The following is a 17,712-nucleotide window of genomic DNA, read 5'->3' as shown; positions in this document are numbered from 1 at the left end:
TCGGTCGGGGCGCTGCTATGCTCCGGTGGCGGCCAGTGCCGACGGCGTGATGCCGGACAGCCGGCTGCTTTCGCGTATCAAATGGGCCTGATCCGCATAGCCGGCCTCGACCGCCAATACAGCGGTCGAGGCATTGCCGGATGCCTGCCGCAGACGCCGGAAACGATGAAAGCGAAGGATGCGGTCGAGCGTCTTGGGGCCGTAGCCGAAACTTTCCTCGAAGCGGCGACGCAGCATCCGCTCGCTCATATGCAAGGTGCGCAGCAGGAACGGGACCAGCGGCTTGCCGGCCGGCAGTCCTCGGTCGATGACGTCGAATGCATTGCCCATGACCGCATCGGGCGCACGGTGGTCTTGCGTGTGTTCCCCGATTGCCTTCTCCAATTGTCGCACCAACTTGGCAAGATCGGGCGTGGCCCGGATACTGCATGCCAGATGGCGCGCCCTTGTGCCCCAGAGGTCACCGAGGCCCAGGCGTTCTCCGACAATCCGGTTGGCCGGCACGCCCAGCCAGGCGGCGGCCGCCCCTGGCCGGAATCTGAACCCGACAATCGCCGCTCCTGACGACAATATCTCGATCTGCGGCTTCCGGTCCGGCCCCGCGACCCGGAACCTGCCGTCGATCCACTGCAGGTCGATCGTCGCATCCGGCGTTATCACGACAGGGGGAGCGCCCTGGTCCTGCATGCGGTGGACCCAGACGGACGCGAAGACGGCACCCAGTTTGCTGTCTGGGGGCCGTTCCTGGAAAAGGCCGGTGGTCTGCGCCAGTACCGCTTCCATCCCTTCAGCCATCATCCGTCTGCTTGGCCCGCAATCTTGGTCGTGGGCTCGCGGTTTGGTCCGTGCTCTCCGCCATTTTGGCCGAAATCTTCAATGCGCGCCGCTCCAGCCATGGCAATCACACGAAGCCTTCCACTGGCATCTGCGACCACATCCGCGCTGACGTCATCGCGCAGTTTCTGAATATAGAAAGGAGAAATCAAAATGAAAGCTCGTATCAGTGTCATCACGCTTGGTGTCGATAGTCTGGAAGCGTCGCTCGAATTCTATCGAAACGGACTTGGGCTTCCGACCGAGGGCATCATCGGCAGGGAGTTCGAGCATGGCGCCGTCGCCTTCTTCGATCTGCAGAGTGGCTTGAAATTCGCGATCTTCGAACGACCCAACATCGCCCGTGACGCCGGCATCGGCCAGACCGGCCGCAGCCCGACCGAGTTCACCATCGGTCACAATGTTACGAGCGAGGCCGAGGTTGATGCCGTGATGGCGCAAGCCATCAGAGCGGGCGCGCGTCTCGTCAAGCCGGCCCAGAATACGTTCTGGGGTGGCTACGCCGGCTATTTCCAGGACCCGGACGACCATCTCTGGGAGGTCGTCTTCAACCCCGCCTTTCTGCCCGAGGACTGAACCCGGCGGACATCTGGCAGGAGGTTGGCATGCTTGCTCAAACGGTTCGGGCGCTGGGTGCGCTACTGATCGGCGGCGTGTTCATATGGGCCGGGATCGAACATTTCGTGAAGTTCAGGACCATGACCGAGCATCTGGCCGCCCGGCGACTTCCGGCTCCTGCCGTCATGCTCGCCGCCGGCTCGGCGCTGGAAATCGTTGCCGGCTCCCTGCTTGCCATTGGGCATCGTGATGCCTTTCGCGGCTGTCGCGCTGGTCGTCTTTGCGCTGGCGGCAAACATGCTCCTGCTCCGGTTCTAGGCCTGTAAGGGCCCGGAACAACAGGCGCTGCGGTCCGCCTTCCCTGGTCAATTTCGCTCTTGTTGGCGGATTACTGCTTGCAGCAACTGTCTAGCGTGGTTTCTGGAAACCATTGTTTCGGCAACCGCTTGACCGCCGCCAAGCGAATCCGCACAGTGCGCGCAATCGACTTTGAGAGGCTGCCATGACTCGCTTCGCCAAATCCGCACTTGCTGCCCTGATTTCGCTCTGCACGCCGCTTGCCGCGCCTCTCGGGATCACCCAGGCGGTCCAGGCGGCTGACCTCGCCGTCTATTCCGGGGACGACGGCAGCGTCTGCGGCGAATCATGGGTGCTGAGTAAGATCACGCATCGGTTCTCTTATCAGGTGCATCACGTGCCGCATCTGCCCGACGTCGCTATCACCGATTTTCGCGATATTCGCCAGCACCGCTATGAGCAGGCGAGCGAGGAATGGCCGATCGGCCGTCACTACTGCCGGGCAACCGTCAGCCTGTCGGATGGCCGGGATCGATCGATCTTTTATCTGATCGAGGAAGGCCAGGGCTTTGCCTCGATCGGCGACAATGTCGAGTTCTGCGTCTCGGGCTTCGATCGCTGGATGGTCTATAACGGCCGTTGCCGCGTCTTGCGCTGAACGCGTCTCTTCCTTTCCGATCCTTTTTCGCGCCTGCGGCTTGAACCGGTCGCAGGCGCTTTGGTGTCCTGTGTTGACAGATGATGCGTTCCGTTGCATTGCGATGAGACAGACCTGTCTCATCACTTGATGGCCGCCATGACACCGTCACCTCTCTCCGACAAACGCCAGCATGTCGTCGAAACGGCCTATGCGCTATTCAAGCGCGCTGGCTTCCATGCCACCGGCATCGACCGGATCATCGCCGAGGCCGACGTAGCCAAGATGACGATGTATCGCCATTTCCCCAGCAAGGACGAGCTGATCGTCGAAGTGCTCGACTATCGCGCCAGGCGTTTTGACGACCAGCTCGACCAGCTCGCCCAGGAGGACATCACGCCGGAGCAGAAGATCGCGAAGATTTTCGACTGGCATGGCCGCTGGTTCCGCAGGCCGGATTTTCATGGCTGCCTGTTTGCCCATGCCTTGGCCGAGTTTGGCGATCCCCGGCATCCGGTGTTCAAGGCCGTCGCCAGGCAGAAGGACGGCCTCAGGCGGCGCATGCAGTCGATCCTGGCGCCGGTGATGCCGCGCGGGCGAGCCGAGAGCGCGGCGGCGATCCTGTTGATGCTGATCGAAGGCGCGACCCTGATGGCGCAGATGGGGCAGGGGGAGGCCTCCATCCGCGACGCCCGCAAGGCCGCCTTGGACATAATCGCCGCCTCGCGCAGGCCGCAATGAGCCCCCTGGTCATAGGGCTCGCGCTGTTCGCGGCGGTCCTGCACGCAAGCTGGAACGCTTTCCTGCGGACGGGTGCCGACAGGTTGTGGACCGTCACCGTCATGAGTTTCTCCAGCACGGCGCTCGCCATTCCCCTTGCAATCTTCAACGGTTTTCCTGCGACGTCCGCCTGGCCTTATATCGGGCTGTCGGCCTGCCTGCAGGTCGGCTACAGCGTGTTTCTGGTGGCCGCCTACAGATATGGCGAATTGGGGCAGGTCTACCCGATCGTTCGCGGCAGCGTGCCCCTGCTCGTCACGCTCGGCGGCTTCCTGCTGGCCGGCCAGCATCTCACCGCTCCAGAGACCGCAGGCGTTGCCCTGGTCGGTGGCGGCATCATGGCCCTTTCGCTCGGACGAGGAAGAGGCAGCACCACATCGATCCTCTATGCGCTGGCGACGGGGGCGATCATCGCCGCCTATGCGATGGTCGACGCGATTGGCGTTCGTGCGGCGGGCGATGTCGGCGCCTACACCGCCTGGGTCTTGCTGGCCTATGGCCTATTGCTGCCGGCGACCTTCGTAGCCATTCGCGGCAGGCTCGCCGTCGATGCGCGGGTACCGGAAACCTGGAAGGCGCTGGGCGGCGGCCTGTTCGCGCTTTTGGCCTATGGCGTCGTGGTGGCGGCCTTCGCACTCGGGCCTGCCGGTCCGATCACCGCGATCCGCGAGACCAGCGTCGTCTTCGCGGCCTTCATCGGCAGGCTGTTTCTCGGCGAGACGCTGACGCCCCGGCGGGTCGGCGCCTGCGCCGTCGTCGCGCTCGGCGCCATCTGTCTCGGCTACCAACCGTGATGACGACGCTCACGCTTACCGACAAGCGCGGCGATGCCGCTGCCATCGACGATTGTCGAGACGATCCTGATTTTTCTGATGCCGGCAAGGGCCGGTTCGGCTAGGCTGGAAGCCCGAGAGCAATTAGTCTCTTTCGGGAGCCTCCATGGATCTTGCCACCATTCTTGCCTTCGCGGCCGCGTTTTTCGTGTTCGCCGCCAGCCCCGGCCCCGACAACATGACGATCGTGGCCCGCACGATCTCCAGCGGCGCCGCATCGGGCATCGCCTATGGTGCGGGCACCGTTGTCGGCATCCTCATCTCCCTGGTGCTCGCCGCCTTCGGTCTATCGATCATCGCCACCAAGATGGCGTTCGTCATGACCGTCTTTCGATATGGCGGCGCTGCCTATTTGATCTGGATGGGCATCAGGCTCTGGACCGCCGCGCCGGTGCTGCCGGAGCTGAAACCTGTCTCCGGGCGGCGCGGGCTGCTGTCGATCTTCGCCACGGGTGTCGCACTCAATCTCGGCAATCCGAAAATGCCGTTGTTCTACGTGGCGCTGCTGCCGAACGTCGTCGGAACCTCACTGACATCAGCGCATCTCGGCATCCTGATCGCGGTGATCCTGGCTGTCGAAATTGTGGTGATCGGCGGGCACGTCGTTCTCGCCGGCCGCGCTCGTAGTCTGCTGCGAACACCCAGGATCGTGCGCCGGGTCAATCGCGCGGCGGGCGGTGTGATGATCGGTGCCGGCGTCGCGGTCGTCGCCACGCGCTGATGTTCGCGCGCCGCAGGGTTATTTCCTGCGTTGTGTCTCTGCCTGATCGATGATCTTGCGAAGAAAGGCGATGTGCCCGCGAAAGGCCCGCCGCCCTGCCGTCGTGGCGCTGACCCGTGTCTGCGGCCGACGTCCGACGAAAAGCTTTTCGATGTCGACATAGCCAGCTCTGGCCAGCGTATCGAGATGTGCCCCGAGATTGCCGTCGGTGGCTTCGATCATGGCTTTCAACTGGGTGAACTCCAAGGCCTCACGCCTTTCCAGCGTGTTCAGGACAGCCATGATCCTGAGACGTGTACTCTGGTGGATAATGTCGTCGGAACTCACCAAATGGCTCCAATGCGGCAAAGCCTTTGGCCTGTCGCCGTGTGACTCGGCAATCCCTGCCGCCGGGGTGTCACTTGCCTTTGTACGGCCGAAATCGAAGGCGCGATCGCACTGCTTGACAGAATACTCTGCATTACAGAGTATTCTGTCAAGCAGAAAGCTGATGCTCGAAACATGCTTGACAAGGTGATCTTCAGATCGGGCGTCGCATCGCATCCGTGATCCGCGCTGACCCCTCGCTTGCAAAAGATGATCGCCTCGTTGAGACGGCAAGTCATGATATTCACGGCCGAAGATCATGCGTGAAGTTGCTCGCTAATCTTGCGAGCTTGATGGCGAGCCCGCATCGCGAATGCCGGTGTCAAATTGCTGGCGATGTCGGAAGATCAACCGCGGATTTTTCCGGTGATGAGTGTGATTGTGTGGCAATCGCAACCAAAATTTAAGGTGAGAAAATCATACCATTGCTTCGCTGGCTAGCGAGACGCGAGTCAGATATGCATTGCGCGCCGGGGTCATTCACGGCCATCGGCATAACGTGAAGGGGCATGACATGGCTAAGCAGTCATCTAAAGCGCCGGCATCCAAGACACCGGCAAAGAAAGCACCCGCAAAAGCAGTCGCGGCGAAGGCCGCAACGGCAGTGAAGAAAGCGGCGCCTGCGAAGGCGGCGGCAAAGCCCGCAGCGAAAGCAGCACCGGCCAAGAAGCCGGCGCCCGCCAAGGCTGCTGCGAAGCCGGCAGTGAAGAAGGCAGCGCCTGCCAAGGCAGCGGCAAAGCCGGCAGCGAAGGCGGCACCGGCGAAGAAGCCAGCGGCCAAGGCGGCGGCAAAGCCCGCAGCGAAGGCGGCGGCAAAGCCCGCGGCCAAGAAGGCAGCACCCGCCAAGGCTGCGGCAAAGCCCGCCGCGAAGGCTGCGGCAAAGCCTGCCATGAAAGCAGCAGCAGCCGCAACCAAGCCGGCGGTGAAGAAAGCCGCGGCCCCGAAGGCAAAGGCAGCGCCTGCGAAGGCGAAGGCTCCGGCCAAGAAGTAGACGGATCGTTGGGGCGTCACGTGTCCTTCGGGACACGGCAAGGACGCTCTGACGTTCTGGGTCGGAGCATAGTCGGCAGCGGGTTCAGCCTTCGGGGCTGAACGTCGAGAAGGGGCCGAGGGGCAGCAAAGCGAGGCGCCGGCTGGCTGCCTCGCTCGCCCCACTTTTTCGCTCCTGCCGTGGTTGGCGAAGGTCACGGCACGACTTTTGGCGCCTCTGAAGTATGGGCGCCTGTGAAGGGTGAATGCAGGTTCGAATCCCGGCGGCTTGCCGTCGTGGCCTGCTAGTGCTTTCCAGTCTGCTGCTTTCAGGCTTGTGGTGATGCCAGGACGCAAACCGCGGCCGGTTTCTGGCTGCTGTTTTTTTGCACCCTGGCAATTGATCGCAACAGCCCTGCGGTCGACACTGGATGTCCGCAAACAGGAAACCGATCATGCCGAAGCTGCTCTACGCGTCCACCTCTCCCTACAGCTCCAAGGTAAGGATGGCCGCGGCCTATGCCGGGATCGCCATCGATGAGGTGCCGGTCAAGACCGAGGACAAGCCGGCCGAACTGATCAGCGCCAATCCGCTCGGCAAGATCCCGGTGCTGGTGCTCGATGATGGCCGTTCGGTTCACGACAGTCGCGCCATCACCCAGCACCTCAACCGGATTTCGAAGAACGCCTTGTTTCCACGCAATCCCGACAAGCGTCTGGAAGCGGAAGTGCTGGAGGCGCTGGCCGACGGTATCTGCGATTGCGCGCTGTCGATGGTCTATGAGCGCCGCACCAGGCCTGAAGAGGTGGTCTATCAGCCCTGGCTCGATCGCCAGTGGGCGAAGATCACCGCGGCACTCGATCTGCTCAACGACAATCCGCCCAAACTGCCGAAGAAGATCACGGCCGGTCAGATGGCGTTGCGTGCCTGCCTTGGCTATCTCTCTTTGCGCTTCGCCGGGAAGTGGGAAAAGGGCCGCGGCCGGTTGACCCGCTGGGCTGCACGCTTCGATGAAAAATTCCCTGCACTCAAGTCCGCGGTGCCGGCCTAAGCGATCGGAAAGAAAAAAAGCCGGGCGCGAGGCCCGGCTTTTTCGTGTCGTGGCTTGGACGACTTAGAACTTCATACCGAGGCCGAAGGTCACGCGGTTGTCGGTGGCCTTGACTTTGCCGATACCGTCGAAGCTCTTCGAGCCGAAGTCGGTGTAGCGATACTCGACGCGGCCGAACACGTTGTCGGTCAGCTTGATGTCGGTACCGACGCCGGCGGTCCAGCCGAGCATGGTGGCGGTGTCGCTGGCGGGAATGACCGAATCTTCCACCTTCAGGCTTCTGCCGGCGAGACCGCCGGTGCCGTAGAGCAGGATTTCCGGGGTCACGGCGTAGCCGAGACGGGCACGCAGCGAGCCTTCGATGCCGCCCTTGGAGTGGACGCCATTGTCGTCACCCTTGACGCCGTTGTAGCCGAGTTCGGCTTCACCGCCGTACACGAAGTTCTCCTGCTGCCACTGATAGCCGCCGAAGACACTGCCGACAAAGCCCTTGGTATCGGTCGAGAATCCGAGATCCTTTTCCTTGGTCTTGCCGCTGAAGCCGTAGCCGAGGTTGATACCGGCATAAGGGCCGGCCCAGGAAGCGACCGGAAGTTCGGCAACCGGAGCGGGTGCCGGCGGCTCTTCCTGAACGACGTCCGCTGCATAAGCGGTACCACCGAGGGCGAAGAGCCCGATTGCGACAGCCAGCGGCCGTGCGAATTTGAGATTGGCTTGCATTGTTCTTTACTCCTTAAGCCACAGGACACAGGCTTGTTTCTCACGATCGCCATCAACCCGTCCGGGGGGTGAAACGGATCTGGCGTTCGTCGGTTCCAAATGTCGTGTCAAAATGCGGCTGAACCGAACCTGAACTTGGGTCATTCCCCGGCACGAATGAGGCGGAACCTTGACGTTGCATCTTCGCAACAGCGAAATGTCAGCAGCGAGTTCATGCTGCGCTGCACACCGCTTGGTGCAAGGAGTCCAGCGTCCTATATTGCTGTCCGGCGGTTCCGAGCCGAAGAGGGCTCGGCATACCGAACTGGGCACTTCGCCACAATGCTGCCCCAGGTGCGAACACCATTTAACGCATGCCGGGCCATATTTCGCCGGCGTCGCGTTTTCGGGCCGAAATTGAGGATTGACAACAGATGAGCAAAGCCACTGCCGTGGCGCTGGTGACCGGTGGAGCGAAACGGATCGGCAAGGCGATCGTCGAGGACCTCGCCAGCCATGGTTTCGCGGTCGCCATCCACTCCAACCGCTCGCACGATGAGGCGGATGCGCTGGCCGCGGGGATTAACCGGTCGGGCGGACGCGCCGCCGTGGTTGCGGCTGATCTGACCGACATGGACGCCGTCAGCGAGCTCGTCGGCCAGGCGGAAGCCGTGCTGGGCCCGATCTCGCTGCTGGTCAACAATGCTTCCCTCTTCGTCGATGATTCAGTGGAAGATTTCGACTGGCACGCCTGGGACCGCCACTTCGCCATTCATGTGAAGACGCCGGCGGTGTTGGCGCAGAACTTCGCCCGTTCCTTGCCGGAGGGGCGGGAGGGGCTGATCGTCAACATCATCGACCAGCGCGTCTGGCGGCCGACGCCGCGCTATTTTTCCTATGCGCTGTCGAAATCGGCATTGTGGACCCAGACGCAGATGTTGGCACAGGCGCTCGGGCCCCGCATCCGCGTCAATGCGATCGGGCCGGGCCCGACGCTGAAGAACGCGCGCCAGGACGATTCGGATTTTGACGCGCAGGTCGCCGGCCTGATTCTGAGGCGCGGCCCGGAATTGCCGGAATTCGGCGCCACCATCCGCTATCTCTGGGAGACGCGCTCGGTCACCGGCCAGATGATCGCGCTCGATGGCGGCCAGCATCTTGCATGGCAGACGCCCGATGTGACAGGCATGGCGGAATGAGTCCTTTGGATCACAAGAACAAGGCGCGCGGCGGCGCCGATGATCTTCCTCCCGAAATCGACATCGAGGATGAGGCGCTGGAGGAGATCGTCGAACCGGTTGGCCCGGATGTCGCCTTCACGGCCATCGACTGGACGCCGCATGCCGGCGACGCCGAAGGCATGGTCGGCGCCGAGGTGATCCAGACACTGGTCAAGCGGCTGCCCAATGCGCCCGGCGTCTACCGGATGATGAACGCCGCCGGCGACGTGCTTTATGTCGGCAAGGCGCGCAGCCTGAAGAAGCGTGTCACCAACTACGCACAAGGCAGATTCCACACCAACCGCATCGGCCGCATGGTGCGCGAGACGTCGACAATGGAGTTCGTCGTCACCCGCACCGAGATCGAGGCGCTGCTGCTCGAAGCCAATCTCATCAAGCGTTTGCGGCCGCGATTCAATGTGCTGATGCGGGACGACAAGTCGTTTCCGTATATCCTTTTGACCGGCGACCATGTCTCGCCCGGCATCTACAAGCATCGCGGCGCGCGGTCGCGCAAGGGCGACTATTTCGGCCCCTTTGCCTCGGCCGGCGCCGTCGGCCGCACCATCAATTCGCTGCAGCGCGCCTTCCTGCTCAGAAGCTGCACCAATTCCTTCTACGAGAACCGCACGCGGCCATGCCTGCTCTACCAGATCAAGCGCTGCGCCGGTCCCTGCACCGGCGAAATATCGCATGAGGGTTATGCCGAGCTGGTCGACGAAGCGAAGGATTTTTTGTCCGGCCGCAGCCAGAAGGTGAAGACCGAGATTTCGGCTGCCATGCAGCAGGCTTCGCAAGACCTCGATTTCGAGCGCGCCGCCATCTATCGCGACCGGCTGGCGGCCTTGTCGCACGTGCAGAGCCATCAGGGCATCAACCCGGCGACCGTCGACGAGGCCGATGTGTTCGCCATCCACCAGGAAGGCGGCCAGGTCTGCATCCAAGTGTTCTTCTTCCGCACCGGCCAGAACTGGGGCAACCGCGCCTATTTCCCGAAAGCCGATCCGGCGCTGGAGGGATCGGAAGTGCTGGGCTCGTTCCTGGCGCAGTTCTATGACGACAAGCCGACACCGCGTGCCATCCTCTTGTCGCAGACCGTCGAGGACCAGGAACTGCTGGCCGAGGCGCTCTCGACCCGCGCCGGCCGCAAGGTGACGATCACGGTGCCGCAACGCGGCGAGAAGAAGGACCTGACCGACAACGCCGTGCAGAATGCGCGTGAAGCGCTTGGCCGCCGGTTGGCCGAGACCTCGACGCAAGCGCGGCTGCTTGCCGGTTTCGCCGAGACCTTCGGCCTGGCAAAGCCGCCGGTGCGCATCGAGGTCTACGACAACTCGCACATCATGGGCACCAACGCCGTCGGCGCCATGGTCGTCGCGGGGCCGGAAGGCTTTGTGAAGAACCAGTACCGGAAATTCAACATACGCTCGACGGAGATCACGCCGGGCGACGATTTCGGCATGATGCGCGAAGTGATGGAGCGGCGTTTTTCGCGATTGCTCAAGGAGCATGGCGATGTTGTCCTAGCCGACGATGCGGCGGCGGGCGAGGCCATGGCAGCCGAGGCGGGCGACGATATCGAAGACGATATCTCCGGGAGCTTTCCTGCCTGGCCCGATGTCATCCTGATCGACGGCGGCCAGGGCCAGATGACGGCGGTGCGCAAGATCCTTTCCGATCTCGGCATCGAGGACCGCGTCGTCGCCATCGGCATCGCCAAGGGGCAGGACCGCGATGCAGGCCGCGAGCGCTTCTTCGTCAAGGGCAGGGACTCGTTTTCGCTGCCCGTGCGCGATCCCGTGCTCTATTTCGTCCAGCGCCTGCGCGACGAGGTCCACCGCTTCGCCATCGGTTCGCACCGGGCCCGCCGCAAGAAGGAAATGGTCAAGAGCCCGCTCGACGAAATCGCCGGCATCGGTCCCGGCCGCAAGCGCGCGCTTCTCTTGCATTTCGGCACCGCCAAGGCGGTCAGCCGTGCCGCGGTGGAGGATCTGAGGAGGGTCGACGGCATTTCCGAACAGGTGGCGAAACTGGTCTACAATCACTTCCACGAGAGCTGAAAAAATCGCCACTTTCAGCTGGCCAGTCGAATCTGGCCTGTTGACCCCCTACATCCGCTTCTGATTTGAGTACGCAGGCAGAAAGAGTCCACCAGACATGGCCCAGCGCGCGTTTAACCTGCCTAACATGCTGACCTATGCCCGCATCATCGCGGTGCCGCTGGTCGTGCTGTGCTTTTTTCTGGAGGGCCATCTGAAATCGAGCGACTTCGCTCGCTGGTCGGCGCTTGTCATTTTCCTGCTGGCGTCCGTCACCGATTATTTCGACGGCTATTTTGCGCGTGCCTGGCAGCAGACCTCCAACATCGGCAAGATGCTCGATCCGATCGCCGACAAGCTGCTGGTCGCCACGTGCCTCTTGCTGCTTGCGGCCGACACCGACCGCCATGCCGGGATCGCCGGCTGGTCGCTGTGGGCGGCGATCATCATCCTGTGTCGCGAAATCCTGGTTTCGGGCCTGCGCGAATATCTGGCGGCACTCAAGGTCTCGGTTCCGGTGACGCAGCTTGCCAAGTGGAAGACCACCATCCAGATGGTCGCCATCGCCTTCCTGCTGGCAGGACCGGCCGGTGACAAGATCTTTCCGCTGACCACGCAGACCGGCCTCGTGCTGCTGTGGATCGCGGCCCTCGTGACGCTCTACACCGGCTACGACTATTTCCGCGCCGGCCTCAAGCACATCATGGACGAGTGAGATGACGACCCGTCTCATCTATTTCGCCTGGGTTCGCGAACGCATCGGCACATCGGAAGAAGATGTCGAATTGCCCGCCGGCATAGAGACGGTCGCCGACCTCTTGCGCTGGCTGCAATCGCGCGGCGAAGGTTACCAACACGCGCTGCAATATCCCGACGTGATCCGCGTCGCCATCAACCAGGAACATGTCGATCACCGCGAGAAGATATCAGGCGCACGCGAGATCGCGCTGTTCCCACCGATGACCGGGGGCTGACATCATGTCGGCCGTCCTGGTGCCGACCGTGCGCATCCAGCGCCAGGATTTCGACGTTGCCGCCGAGATAGCCGGGCTGACGCAAGGCCGCGCCGATATTGGCGCGGTGGTCACCTTCTCCGGCCTGTGCCGCGACGAGCAGGGCGCGCTCTCGGCACTCGAACTCGAGCACTATCCCGGCATGGCTGAAGCCGAGATCGGGCGTATCGCTGCCGAAGCCACCGAGCGCTGGCCGCTGCAAGGCCTCACCGTCATACATCGCCATGGCAAGATCGCGCCGGGCGACAACATCGTGCTGGTGGTGGCCGCTTCGGCGCACCGCCAGGCGGCATTCGAGGCGGCGGACTTCCTCATGGACTACCTCAAGTCGCGTGCCCCCTTCTGGAAGAAGGAACATCGCACCGAAGGCTCCGAGGGTGGCTGGGTCGAGGCCAAGGAAACCGACGCCCAGGCGGCCCGGCGCTGGAAGCGACCGCCGTCCGAATAATACCGTGCAGGCGTCACGGAACGACCGCAATCCTTCTGCCAACTGGTCACGTGACTGATTGGGCAAGGGAGACGGTCATGCTGGACAGGATCGCCGAATTCTTCGTCTTCGGCTTGGTGCCGCTGGTCGTCGGTATCCTGGCGGTGCCGGAGCTGTCCGTTGCCGCGGAAAAGGCGGTGAGGGGCGAGGTGATCTATCGCGAGCGCATCGCGTTGTCGCCCAGCGCCGTGCTTTCGGTCGAGCTCGCCGACGTCTCGTTGGCCGACGCGCCGGCCAAGATCATCGGGCAACAGCAGTTCAAGCCCGCCGGCCAGGTGCCGATCAGCTTCGAGATAAAATTCGACCCCTCCGTCATCCGGCCGCAAATGACCTACGCGCTACAGGCCCGGATCACTGTGGACGGAAGGCTGATGTTCATCTCCGATGTGCGCCATCAGGTCAATCCGCTGACCGACGTGCCGCAGACCATCATGCTGAAGATGGTTACGCCCAGCAAGGAACCAGCGGCTTCCGTCTTTGATCAGCTCTGGGTGGTCGATTATGTCGATAGCATTGGCGCCATCACCGCGCCGCAGGCGACCTTCAGGGTCAGCGAGGCCGGCAAGGCCGGTGGCAGCGGGCCCTGCAACGCCTATTTTGCCACGGCGAAGGTCGAGGGCCAGGCGATCGCGATCGGCGATATCGGTTCGACTTACAAAGCTTGCGCGCCCGATGTGATGGCCGAGGAAAAAGCCCTGTTCGATGCGTTGGCCAAGGCGGCATCATACAAGGTCGATGCCGGCAAGCTCACCATCTCAGACAAGGACGGCCGCGAAATCCTGCGCTTCAGCGCCGCGAGCTGATTGCACTCCAGAAAAAAGGCCGGCTGAACGCCGGCCTTCCAGATCGGATTTGATGCCGTCGGCTCAGCCGACGATTTCGGTGTCCGAGAACCAGTATTTGATTTCCTGCGCAGCGGTTTCCGGCGCGTCGGAGCCGTGCACCGAGTTCTCGCCGATCGACAGCGCATGCACCTTGCGGATGGTACCTTCGGCGGCGTTGGCCGGGTTGGTGGCGCCCATCACGTCGCGGTTCTTGGTAATGGCGCTCTCGCCTTCAAGGACCTGCACGATGGTCGGACCCGAGGACATGGATTCCACCAGTTCGCCGAAGAACGGCCGCTCCTTGTGGACGGCGTAGAAACCTTCCGCCTCGCGGCGGCTCATCCAAACACGGCGCGAGGCGATGACGCGCAGACCGGCGTCTTCGAGCATCTTGGTGATGGCGCCGGTGAGGTTGCGCCGCGTTGCGTCGGGCTTGATCATGGAGAAGGTGCGTTCGAGCGCCATGGGTCGTCCTTGTCTGAATTTGAATTGAGAGTGGCGGGCTCTATACAAGCCGCCCGGCTTATTGCCAAGAGGGTGAGGAGCGGGTCCGCGCAGCGAGCGGAAAGCCAATTGCCTGGCTTTCCGAGCGACGAACGCCCGGAGCGACAGCAGGCGTCGAACGGCCAGCGCTTCCGCGGCTGGTCGCTGCGGGCAGGCGGGATCAGACGGCTGTAAAGCAACGGTTTGCTTGCTATAGTCGCCCGGTCGGCGCCGCGCTGAAGTCGGCCCGAATGGAGACAATATGACCATGACAGACGATCGTCAGGAGCGCATTCGCAACCGCGCCCATCAGATCTGGCAGGAAGAAGGGCAACCGGCCGGTCACCACGAACGCCATTGGCAACAGGCGGCCGCCGACATCGATCGGGAGGACGCGGGGTCGGCGGACAAGAAGCCAGCCAGGAAGGCATCTGGCGCCGGCAAGGCGAAAGCCGCTCCAAAGGAAAAGGCCGCCGCGAAAGCCAGCAAGCCAAAGAAGGCGGCCAAGTAAGGCCAGCTGTTCCGCCGCTGATCTTCGCGACAGTTGACGGCGCTCAAACTGCCTTGCTGGCAGGGCGGGTGCTTGTCGCCGTCACGCCGCCGCCGCAACCTTTCGTCCCAGCCCGCCATGCAGATCGAGGCAGCGGGTGAACCATTGCGCCACCACGTCGCTGTCGTCGAGCAATTTGTACGGCGTGGCGATGCGTGCCCATTGCAGCGCGCCGAAAACGATATAGTCGGCAAACAGCGGCGAGGCGCCGCCTATGAAAGGCTGGTAGCTCAACATGGAGCGCAGCGGCTCCAGCGCTGCCCGGAAGGTTGCCAGGCCGGCGTCGCGTGCGGCGGCGACGTCCTCCAGCCGCTTGCCGAAGCGCTGCTCCCGGCTCAGGCGGAAATACGAGGCGTTCTCTTCGTCTTGCATGGCATGAAGGTCAACGAGCGCCGCGGTGGTGACATAGGGATGGATGGTCAATTGCGACCAGCGCTCGATGAAGCGCGCCATCGCCTTGCCGCCTTCGCCGCCAAACAGCGTCGGGCGGTCCGGATAGGCCTCATCGAGATAGAGCGCGATGGCGAAGGAATCGATGATGACCTTGTCGCCATCGCGGATGACCGGAACGGTTTTTGAGACACCGCCTTCAATGGCCGGCACTTCGAGAAAACGCGTCGGCGCGGTCGAGATATCGAGTCGCTTGTGGGCCAGCGCCATCGTTGCTTTCCAGCAATGCGGACTGAACGGGCGGCTCTCGTCATGTCCGACCAGATCGTAAAGCAGAATGGTCATTGGCGTCGGGCCCTTCGCGGTCTAGGTATCGCTCCCGATACCCGAAACGGGCGCGGGCGGGAGAAAAGATGAAACAGCACTTCATGATGTTTGCGGCCTACAATCAATGGGCCAATAGCCGCATCTATGATGCCGCCGACGATCTTAACGATGAGGAATTCAATCGCGACGTCGGCGCGTTCTTCGGTTCACTGATGGGCACGCTCAACCACCTGCTCGCTGCCGATCGCATCTGGATGAAACGCTTCACCGGCGAAGGCGTCGCGCCGACGACATTGGACGCCATATTGTACCGGGCCTTGCCCGTCTTGAGGACCGCGCGCGAGGCTGAGGACCGGCGGATCATCGACTGGCTCGGCGGCCTGGGCGACAAGGCGCTGTCGGGTCGCTTCACCTATATGACCGTTTCGGATATGCGCACCGTCTCGCAGCGCCTGGCGCCCGCGCTGGCTCATGTCTTCAACCACCAGACCCATCACCGCGGCCAGGCGCATATGATCCTGACGGTTCTGGGCCGCCCCTCCGTGCCGCTCGATCTGGCGCATTTCCAGCGCACCGAGGAGGGAAGGGCTTTCGCTTAATCCACGGGGCTTCAATTCGAATTGGACGACGGATGATCGCGCATTTTTTGCCCTGGGCGCGACAAATGAGGACCAATGCGAATTTCAGACAGCCTCTGAAGCCAAGTCCGCAATTTCGTTGTCCAACTGGCGTTGCGTCATGGCCGCTTCCGCCATCACCCATTGCTTGAACAGCAGCATCTTGCGTGCGGCAAGGCCCTTGTGCGGCGAGACAAAGTACCAACCGGCCGTGTTCGGATGATGTACGGCAAAGGGAGCGACCAGCCTCTCGGCGCGGATATCGCTGGCCATATAGGCGCGGTTGGCAACGGCAAAACCCATTCCGGCGTTGGCCGCCTCGTAGGACATCATGCACGAGTCGAAATAGATGCTCTTGGTCTCGCTGAGCACAAAACTGGCACCGGCGAAACCAAGCCAGGATTGCCAGTTCTGCGTGCAGGTGTCGGAATGCAGCAGCGTGAAGTGCTTGAGGTCGTCCGGTGTCACCTTTGACACCGGCTTGTCGCCGAGAACCTCGTGGAACAATTTGCGGCTGCACACCGGTGTCAGGTCTTCCTGAAACAGCAGGTCGGATGGCAGCCCGTTGAAGTGGCCGTCGCCATAGCGGATTTCGAGATCGAATTCGGAAGTCGTGAACTCATGCGTCGCGTATGAGGTCGAAACCCGCATCACGATATCGGGATGTTGCTGCTGGAACAGCGGCAGGCGCGGAAACAGCCAGCGCGCGGCAAATGTCGGCAGCACGGAAATCTTCAGCACATGTTCCTGTGATTGCCCGGTCGCTTCCATGCTGGCGGCGACAATCCGCTCCAGCGCCTCACGAACGCGCGAGACATAGGTCTCGCCCTCCGGTGTCAGCGACACCGCATTGCCGCCGCGCTGGAAAATCTTGAAGCGTAGCTGGTCCTCCAGGCTCTTGACGCGCTGGCTGACCGCCGAAGCGGTGATGAACTGCTCTTCGCCGGCACGCGTGAAATTCCCGTGCCTCGCAGCACTCTCCACGATTTTCAGCGAATTGAGGTTGACCTGACTGAGCAGACGCACGGGCTTCGACCTTAAGCTGGGCTTACGGTAGCACTAGCATTCCTAATTTTACAGGGGGGCTAATTTAATTGACTGTTAACCAAGTGTTTGCCCGCCACTTGGAGAAGTACAATGAACGCACATACCATACCCGAACTGCGCTACGCGATGAGCCGCGAGGCCATTATCGGCCACGAAACCGCCTGGAAAGTCTCGAGCTTCGGCGTTGCGCAGTATCGGCATGGCTATGATCCAGCACTGCTTGCCGCGATCGAGGAGGCCGCCCTGAAGCTCAAGGCCAGCCATGCCGTGCACAAGCACCTCGATCTGACCTTCATCACCGGCGCCGACCGTTTCATTCCCGAAATCAAGGAGTTGCTGCACGACAAGTTGCGTCTGGAGCGGCTGTCCGACATGATGGGCACGAAGCTGGAGCCCTATCCGCTGTCGATCGTCGGTTCGACCGTTACCTTCATGAATCCCAGGGATGGCGCCGTCGAATGGCATTGCGATGGCGTTCCGGTCACTGAGCTCATTCCGCTGTCGATCAGCGATCCGCTGGTCGGCGGCCATCTCGAAATCTATTGCGACGATTCCGAGACCGGCCGCGCCATCCTCGAATCCGGCCGCGAGATTCCGCGCAACCGCATCATGCGCATCGATCACAAGATGAACTATGCGACGCTCGGGCAGTTCCTCGGCGTCCTGCATCGCACGGCGCCGATCCAGTTCGGCGAGCGCGTCACGCTGGTGCTCAACCAGCGCTCCGTGGCCAAGCCCTATGTCGACGACAACAGGATGTTCTATCTTGCCGCCGACAACGATCACGACCGCGAGTGGGTCAACGAGCTGGCCGAAGATGTCTGGACCAACCAGCTGCCGGCCTATCGCCGGTTCGAGGCCGAACATCCGACGCCGGCCCCCGCCGAAGCGCCGGTTCCGGGCGGAGCCAGGGAATCATGGTAGCGGCCCATGATCCCGAAAAGTGGAGACCGGTTTTCGGACGGGATC

General features: G+C 62.4%; 24 protein-coding genes. 15 read left to right on the top strand and 9 right to left on the bottom strand.

Translation table 11 applies throughout. The features are described 5' to 3' along the window. Window positions 1-15: 15 nt before the first annotated feature. Together EJ077_RS19835 and EJ077_RS31605 are read right to left on the bottom strand one after the other, a co-directional pair. Entirely contained in the window at window positions 16-795 is a 780-nt protein-coding gene (locus tag EJ077_RS19835) for a helix-turn-helix domain-containing protein (protein ID WP_245458465.1), read from the bottom strand. Beyond that, the gene (locus EJ077_RS31605) at window positions 795-1,013 is read right to left on the bottom strand and encodes a hypothetical protein (protein ID WP_210212121.1); all 219 of its coding nucleotides are present in this window, start codon (window positions 1,011-1,013) and stop codon (window positions 795-797) included. The genes EJ077_RS19835 and EJ077_RS31605 overlap by 1 nt, the downstream gene beginning before the upstream one ends. On the opposite strand from EJ077_RS31605, the gene EJ077_RS19830 reads away from it, so the two are divergent. After that, window positions 988-1,410, top strand: coding sequence for a VOC family protein (locus EJ077_RS19830; protein WP_208695732.1), 423 nt, complete (start codon window positions 988-990; stop codon window positions 1,408-1,410). The two genes, EJ077_RS31605 and EJ077_RS19830, sit on opposite strands and share 26 nt — an antisense overlap. Window positions 1,411-1,472: 62 nt before the next feature. Here EJ077_RS19830 and EJ077_RS32195 read toward each other — a convergent pair whose 3' ends face one another. After that, a complete protein-coding gene (locus EJ077_RS32195; RefSeq protein ID WP_245458464.1) occupies window positions 1,473-1,691 on the bottom strand; it encodes a hypothetical protein in 219 nt (72 codons plus the stop codon). 203 nt (window positions 1,692-1,894) lie between these two features. Here EJ077_RS32195 and EJ077_RS19820 point away from each other — a divergent pair, with 203 nt between their 5' ends. From EJ077_RS19820 to EJ077_RS19805, 4 genes are all read left to right on the top strand, one after another. Then, a complete protein-coding gene (locus EJ077_RS19820; RefSeq protein ID WP_208695731.1) occupies window positions 1,895-2,347 on the top strand; it encodes a hypothetical protein in 453 nt (150 codons plus the stop codon). 138 nt (window positions 2,348-2,485) lie between these two features. Next, window positions 2,486-3,067 (top strand): TetR/AcrR family transcriptional regulator, encoded by a 582-nt coding sequence (locus EJ077_RS19815; protein WP_208695730.1) that lies wholly within the window; start codon window positions 2,486-2,488, stop codon window positions 3,065-3,067. Beyond that, window positions 3,064-3,900: a DMT family transporter gene (locus EJ077_RS19810; protein ID WP_208695729.1), complete on the top strand. Its 837-nt coding sequence runs from the start codon at window positions 3,064-3,066 to the stop codon at window positions 3,898-3,900. Before EJ077_RS19815 ends, EJ077_RS19810 begins: the two co-directional genes overlap by 4 nt. Before the next feature lie 145 nt (window positions 3,901-4,045). Next, on the top strand, window positions 4,046-4,660 hold the full coding sequence (locus EJ077_RS19805; protein WP_208695728.1) for a LysE family translocator: 615 nt from the start codon (window positions 4,046-4,048) through the stop codon (window positions 4,658-4,660). An 18-nt stretch (window positions 4,661-4,678) separates the two neighbouring features. Here EJ077_RS19805 and EJ077_RS19800 read toward each other — a convergent pair whose 3' ends face one another. Both EJ077_RS19800 and EJ077_RS19795 read right to left on the bottom strand, forming a co-directional pair. Next, the gene (locus EJ077_RS19800; protein WP_208703057.1) at window positions 4,679-4,987 is read right to left on the bottom strand and encodes a transcriptional regulator; all 309 of its coding nucleotides are present in this window, start codon (window positions 4,985-4,987) and stop codon (window positions 4,679-4,681) included. Window positions 4,988-5,506: 519 nt separating this feature from the next. Continuing rightward, window positions 5,507-6,436, bottom strand: coding sequence for a hypothetical protein (locus EJ077_RS19795; protein WP_208695727.1), 930 nt, complete (start codon window positions 6,434-6,436; stop codon window positions 5,507-5,509). A 14-nt stretch (window positions 6,437-6,450) separates the two neighbouring features. Between EJ077_RS19795 and EJ077_RS19790 the strand changes: the two genes are divergently transcribed. Continuing rightward, entirely contained in the window at window positions 6,451-7,047 is a 597-nt protein-coding gene (locus EJ077_RS19790) for a glutathione S-transferase family protein (protein ID WP_208695726.1), read from the top strand. 63 nt (window positions 7,048-7,110) lie between these two features. On the opposite strand, the gene EJ077_RS19785 is transcribed toward EJ077_RS19790, so the two are convergent. Next, window positions 7,111-7,767 carry an outer membrane protein gene (locus EJ077_RS19785; protein ID WP_208695725.1) on the bottom strand — a complete coding sequence of 219 codons (657 nt, stop codon included), beginning with the start codon at window positions 7,765-7,767 and terminating at the stop codon, window positions 7,111-7,113. A gap of 413 nt (window positions 7,768-8,180) precedes the next feature. Between EJ077_RS19785 and EJ077_RS19780 the strand changes: the two genes are divergently transcribed. The 6 genes from EJ077_RS19780 to EJ077_RS19755 all read left to right on the top strand — a co-directional run bounded on the left by EJ077_RS19780 (window position 8,181) and on the right by EJ077_RS19755 (window position 13,308). Next, window positions 8,181-8,945 (top strand): SDR family oxidoreductase, encoded by a 765-nt coding sequence (locus EJ077_RS19780; protein WP_208695724.1) that lies wholly within the window; start codon window positions 8,181-8,183, stop codon window positions 8,943-8,945. Then, window positions 8,942-11,026, top strand: coding sequence for an excinuclease ABC subunit UvrC (uvrC, locus tag EJ077_RS19775; protein WP_208695723.1), 2,085 nt, complete (start codon window positions 8,942-8,944; stop codon window positions 11,024-11,026). The genes EJ077_RS19780 and uvrC overlap by 4 nt, the downstream gene beginning before the upstream one ends. Window positions 11,027-11,123: 97 nt before the next feature. Next, a complete protein-coding gene (gene pgsA / locus EJ077_RS19770; protein WP_010915213.1) occupies window positions 11,124-11,720 on the top strand; it encodes a CDP-diacylglycerol--glycerol-3-phosphate 3-phosphatidyltransferase in 597 nt (198 codons plus the stop codon). Between the two features lies 1 nt (window position 11,721). Then, window positions 11,722-11,979 carry a molybdopterin converting factor subunit 1 gene (gene moaD, locus EJ077_RS19765; protein ID WP_127281088.1) on the top strand — a complete coding sequence of 86 codons (258 nt, stop codon included), beginning with the start codon at window positions 11,722-11,724 and terminating at the stop codon, window positions 11,977-11,979. 4 nt (window positions 11,980-11,983) lie between these two features. Continuing rightward, window positions 11,984-12,466 (top strand): molybdenum cofactor biosynthesis protein MoaE, encoded by a 483-nt coding sequence (locus EJ077_RS19760; protein ID WP_208695722.1) that lies wholly within the window; start codon window positions 11,984-11,986, stop codon window positions 12,464-12,466. Between the two features lie 77 nt (window positions 12,467-12,543). Then, a complete protein-coding gene (locus tag EJ077_RS19755) occupies window positions 12,544-13,308 on the top strand; it encodes a YbaY family lipoprotein (RefSeq protein WP_208695721.1) in 765 nt (254 codons plus the stop codon). A gap of 63 nt (window positions 13,309-13,371) precedes the next feature. Here EJ077_RS19755 and ndk read toward each other — a convergent pair whose 3' ends face one another. After that, complete coding sequence (gene ndk / locus EJ077_RS19750) at window positions 13,372-13,794, bottom strand: nucleoside-diphosphate kinase (protein WP_127279526.1); 423 nt, start codon at window positions 13,792-13,794, stop codon at window positions 13,372-13,374. Window positions 13,795-14,074: 280 nt separating this feature from the next. Between ndk and EJ077_RS19745 the strand changes: the two genes are divergently transcribed. Continuing rightward, window positions 14,075-14,323: a DUF2934 domain-containing protein gene (locus EJ077_RS19745; RefSeq protein ID WP_127871455.1), complete on the top strand. Its 249-nt coding sequence runs from the start codon at window positions 14,075-14,077 to the stop codon at window positions 14,321-14,323. 81 nt (window positions 14,324-14,404) lie between these two features. Here EJ077_RS19745 and EJ077_RS19740 read toward each other — a convergent pair whose 3' ends face one another. Then, window positions 14,405-15,097, bottom strand: coding sequence for a glutathione S-transferase family protein (locus EJ077_RS19740; RefSeq protein WP_208695720.1), 693 nt, complete (start codon window positions 15,095-15,097; stop codon window positions 14,405-14,407). A gap of 68 nt (window positions 15,098-15,165) precedes the next feature. Here EJ077_RS19740 and EJ077_RS19735 point away from each other — a divergent pair, with 68 nt between their 5' ends. Continuing rightward, a complete protein-coding gene (locus EJ077_RS19735) occupies window positions 15,166-15,678 on the top strand; it encodes a DinB family protein (protein WP_208695719.1) in 513 nt (170 codons plus the stop codon). A gap of 84 nt (window positions 15,679-15,762) precedes the next feature. On the opposite strand, the gene EJ077_RS19730 is transcribed toward EJ077_RS19735, so the two are convergent. Then, window positions 15,763-16,722, bottom strand: coding sequence for a LysR substrate-binding domain-containing protein (locus tag EJ077_RS19730; RefSeq protein WP_135883298.1), 960 nt, complete (start codon window positions 16,720-16,722; stop codon window positions 15,763-15,765). 111 nt (window positions 16,723-16,833) lie between these two features. On the opposite strand from EJ077_RS19730, the gene EJ077_RS19725 reads away from it, so the two are divergent. Then, a complete protein-coding gene (locus EJ077_RS19725; protein ID WP_208695718.1) occupies window positions 16,834-17,667 on the top strand; it encodes a hypothetical protein in 834 nt (277 codons plus the stop codon). Window positions 17,668-17,712: the final 45 nt, after the last annotated feature.

Source organism: Mesorhizobium sp. M8A.F.Ca.ET.057.01.1.1, assembly GCF_003952565.1.
GTDB lineage: Bacteria > Pseudomonadota > Alphaproteobacteria > Rhizobiales > Rhizobiaceae > Mesorhizobium.
This window is presented reverse-complemented; position numbering and strand designations above follow the sequence as displayed.

Excerpts from the sequence above, each read along its gene's own strand:
- EJ077_RS19835 (WP_245458465.1), bottom strand. The coding sequence starts at position 795 with ATGGCTGAAGGGATGGAAGCGGTACTGGCGCAGACCACCGGCCTTTTC.
- EJ077_RS19830 (WP_208695732.1), top strand. The coding sequence starts at position 988 with ATGAAAGCTCGTATCAGTGTCATCACGCTTGGTGTCGATAGTCTGGAA.
- EJ077_RS32195 (WP_245458464.1), bottom strand. The coding sequence starts at position 1,691 with ATGTTTGCCGCCAGCGCAAAGACGACCAGCGCGACAGCCGCGAAAGGC.
- EJ077_RS19820 (WP_208695731.1), top strand. The coding sequence starts at position 1,895 with ATGACTCGCTTCGCCAAATCCGCACTTGCTGCCCTGATTTCGCTCTGC.
- EJ077_RS19815 (WP_208695730.1), top strand. The coding sequence starts at position 2,486 with ATGACACCGTCACCTCTCTCCGACAAACGCCAGCATGTCGTCGAAACG.
- EJ077_RS19810 (WP_208695729.1), top strand. The coding sequence starts at position 3,064 with ATGAGCCCCCTGGTCATAGGGCTCGCGCTGTTCGCGGCGGTCCTGCAC.
- EJ077_RS19805 (WP_208695728.1), top strand. The coding sequence starts at position 4,046 with ATGGATCTTGCCACCATTCTTGCCTTCGCGGCCGCGTTTTTCGTGTTC.
- EJ077_RS19790 (WP_208695726.1), top strand. The coding sequence starts at position 6,451 with ATGCCGAAGCTGCTCTACGCGTCCACCTCTCCCTACAGCTCCAAGGTA.
- EJ077_RS19785 (WP_208695725.1), bottom strand. The coding sequence starts at position 7,767 with ATGCAAGCCAATCTCAAATTCGCACGGCCGCTGGCTGTCGCAATCGGG.
- EJ077_RS19780 (WP_208695724.1), top strand. The coding sequence starts at position 8,181 with ATGAGCAAAGCCACTGCCGTGGCGCTGGTGACCGGTGGAGCGAAACGG.
- uvrC (WP_208695723.1), top strand. The coding sequence starts at position 8,942 with ATGAGTCCTTTGGATCACAAGAACAAGGCGCGCGGCGGCGCCGATGAT.
- pgsA (WP_010915213.1), top strand. The coding sequence starts at position 11,124 with ATGGCCCAGCGCGCGTTTAACCTGCCTAACATGCTGACCTATGCCCGC.
- moaD (WP_127281088.1), top strand. The coding sequence starts at position 11,722 with ATGACGACCCGTCTCATCTATTTCGCCTGGGTTCGCGAACGCATCGGC.
- EJ077_RS19760 (WP_208695722.1), top strand. The coding sequence starts at position 11,984 with ATGTCGGCCGTCCTGGTGCCGACCGTGCGCATCCAGCGCCAGGATTTC.
- EJ077_RS19755 (WP_208695721.1), top strand. The coding sequence starts at position 12,544 with ATGCTGGACAGGATCGCCGAATTCTTCGTCTTCGGCTTGGTGCCGCTG.
- ndk (WP_127279526.1), bottom strand. The coding sequence starts at position 13,794 with ATGGCGCTCGAACGCACCTTCTCCATGATCAAGCCCGACGCAACGCGG.
- EJ077_RS19745 (WP_127871455.1), top strand. The coding sequence starts at position 14,075 with ATGACCATGACAGACGATCGTCAGGAGCGCATTCGCAACCGCGCCCAT.
- EJ077_RS19740 (WP_208695720.1), bottom strand. The coding sequence starts at position 15,097 with ATGACCATTCTGCTTTACGATCTGGTCGGACATGACGAGAGCCGCCCG.
- EJ077_RS19735 (WP_208695719.1), top strand. The coding sequence starts at position 15,166 with ATGAAACAGCACTTCATGATGTTTGCGGCCTACAATCAATGGGCCAAT.
- EJ077_RS19725 (WP_208695718.1), top strand. The coding sequence starts at position 16,834 with ATGAACGCACATACCATACCCGAACTGCGCTACGCGATGAGCCGCGAG.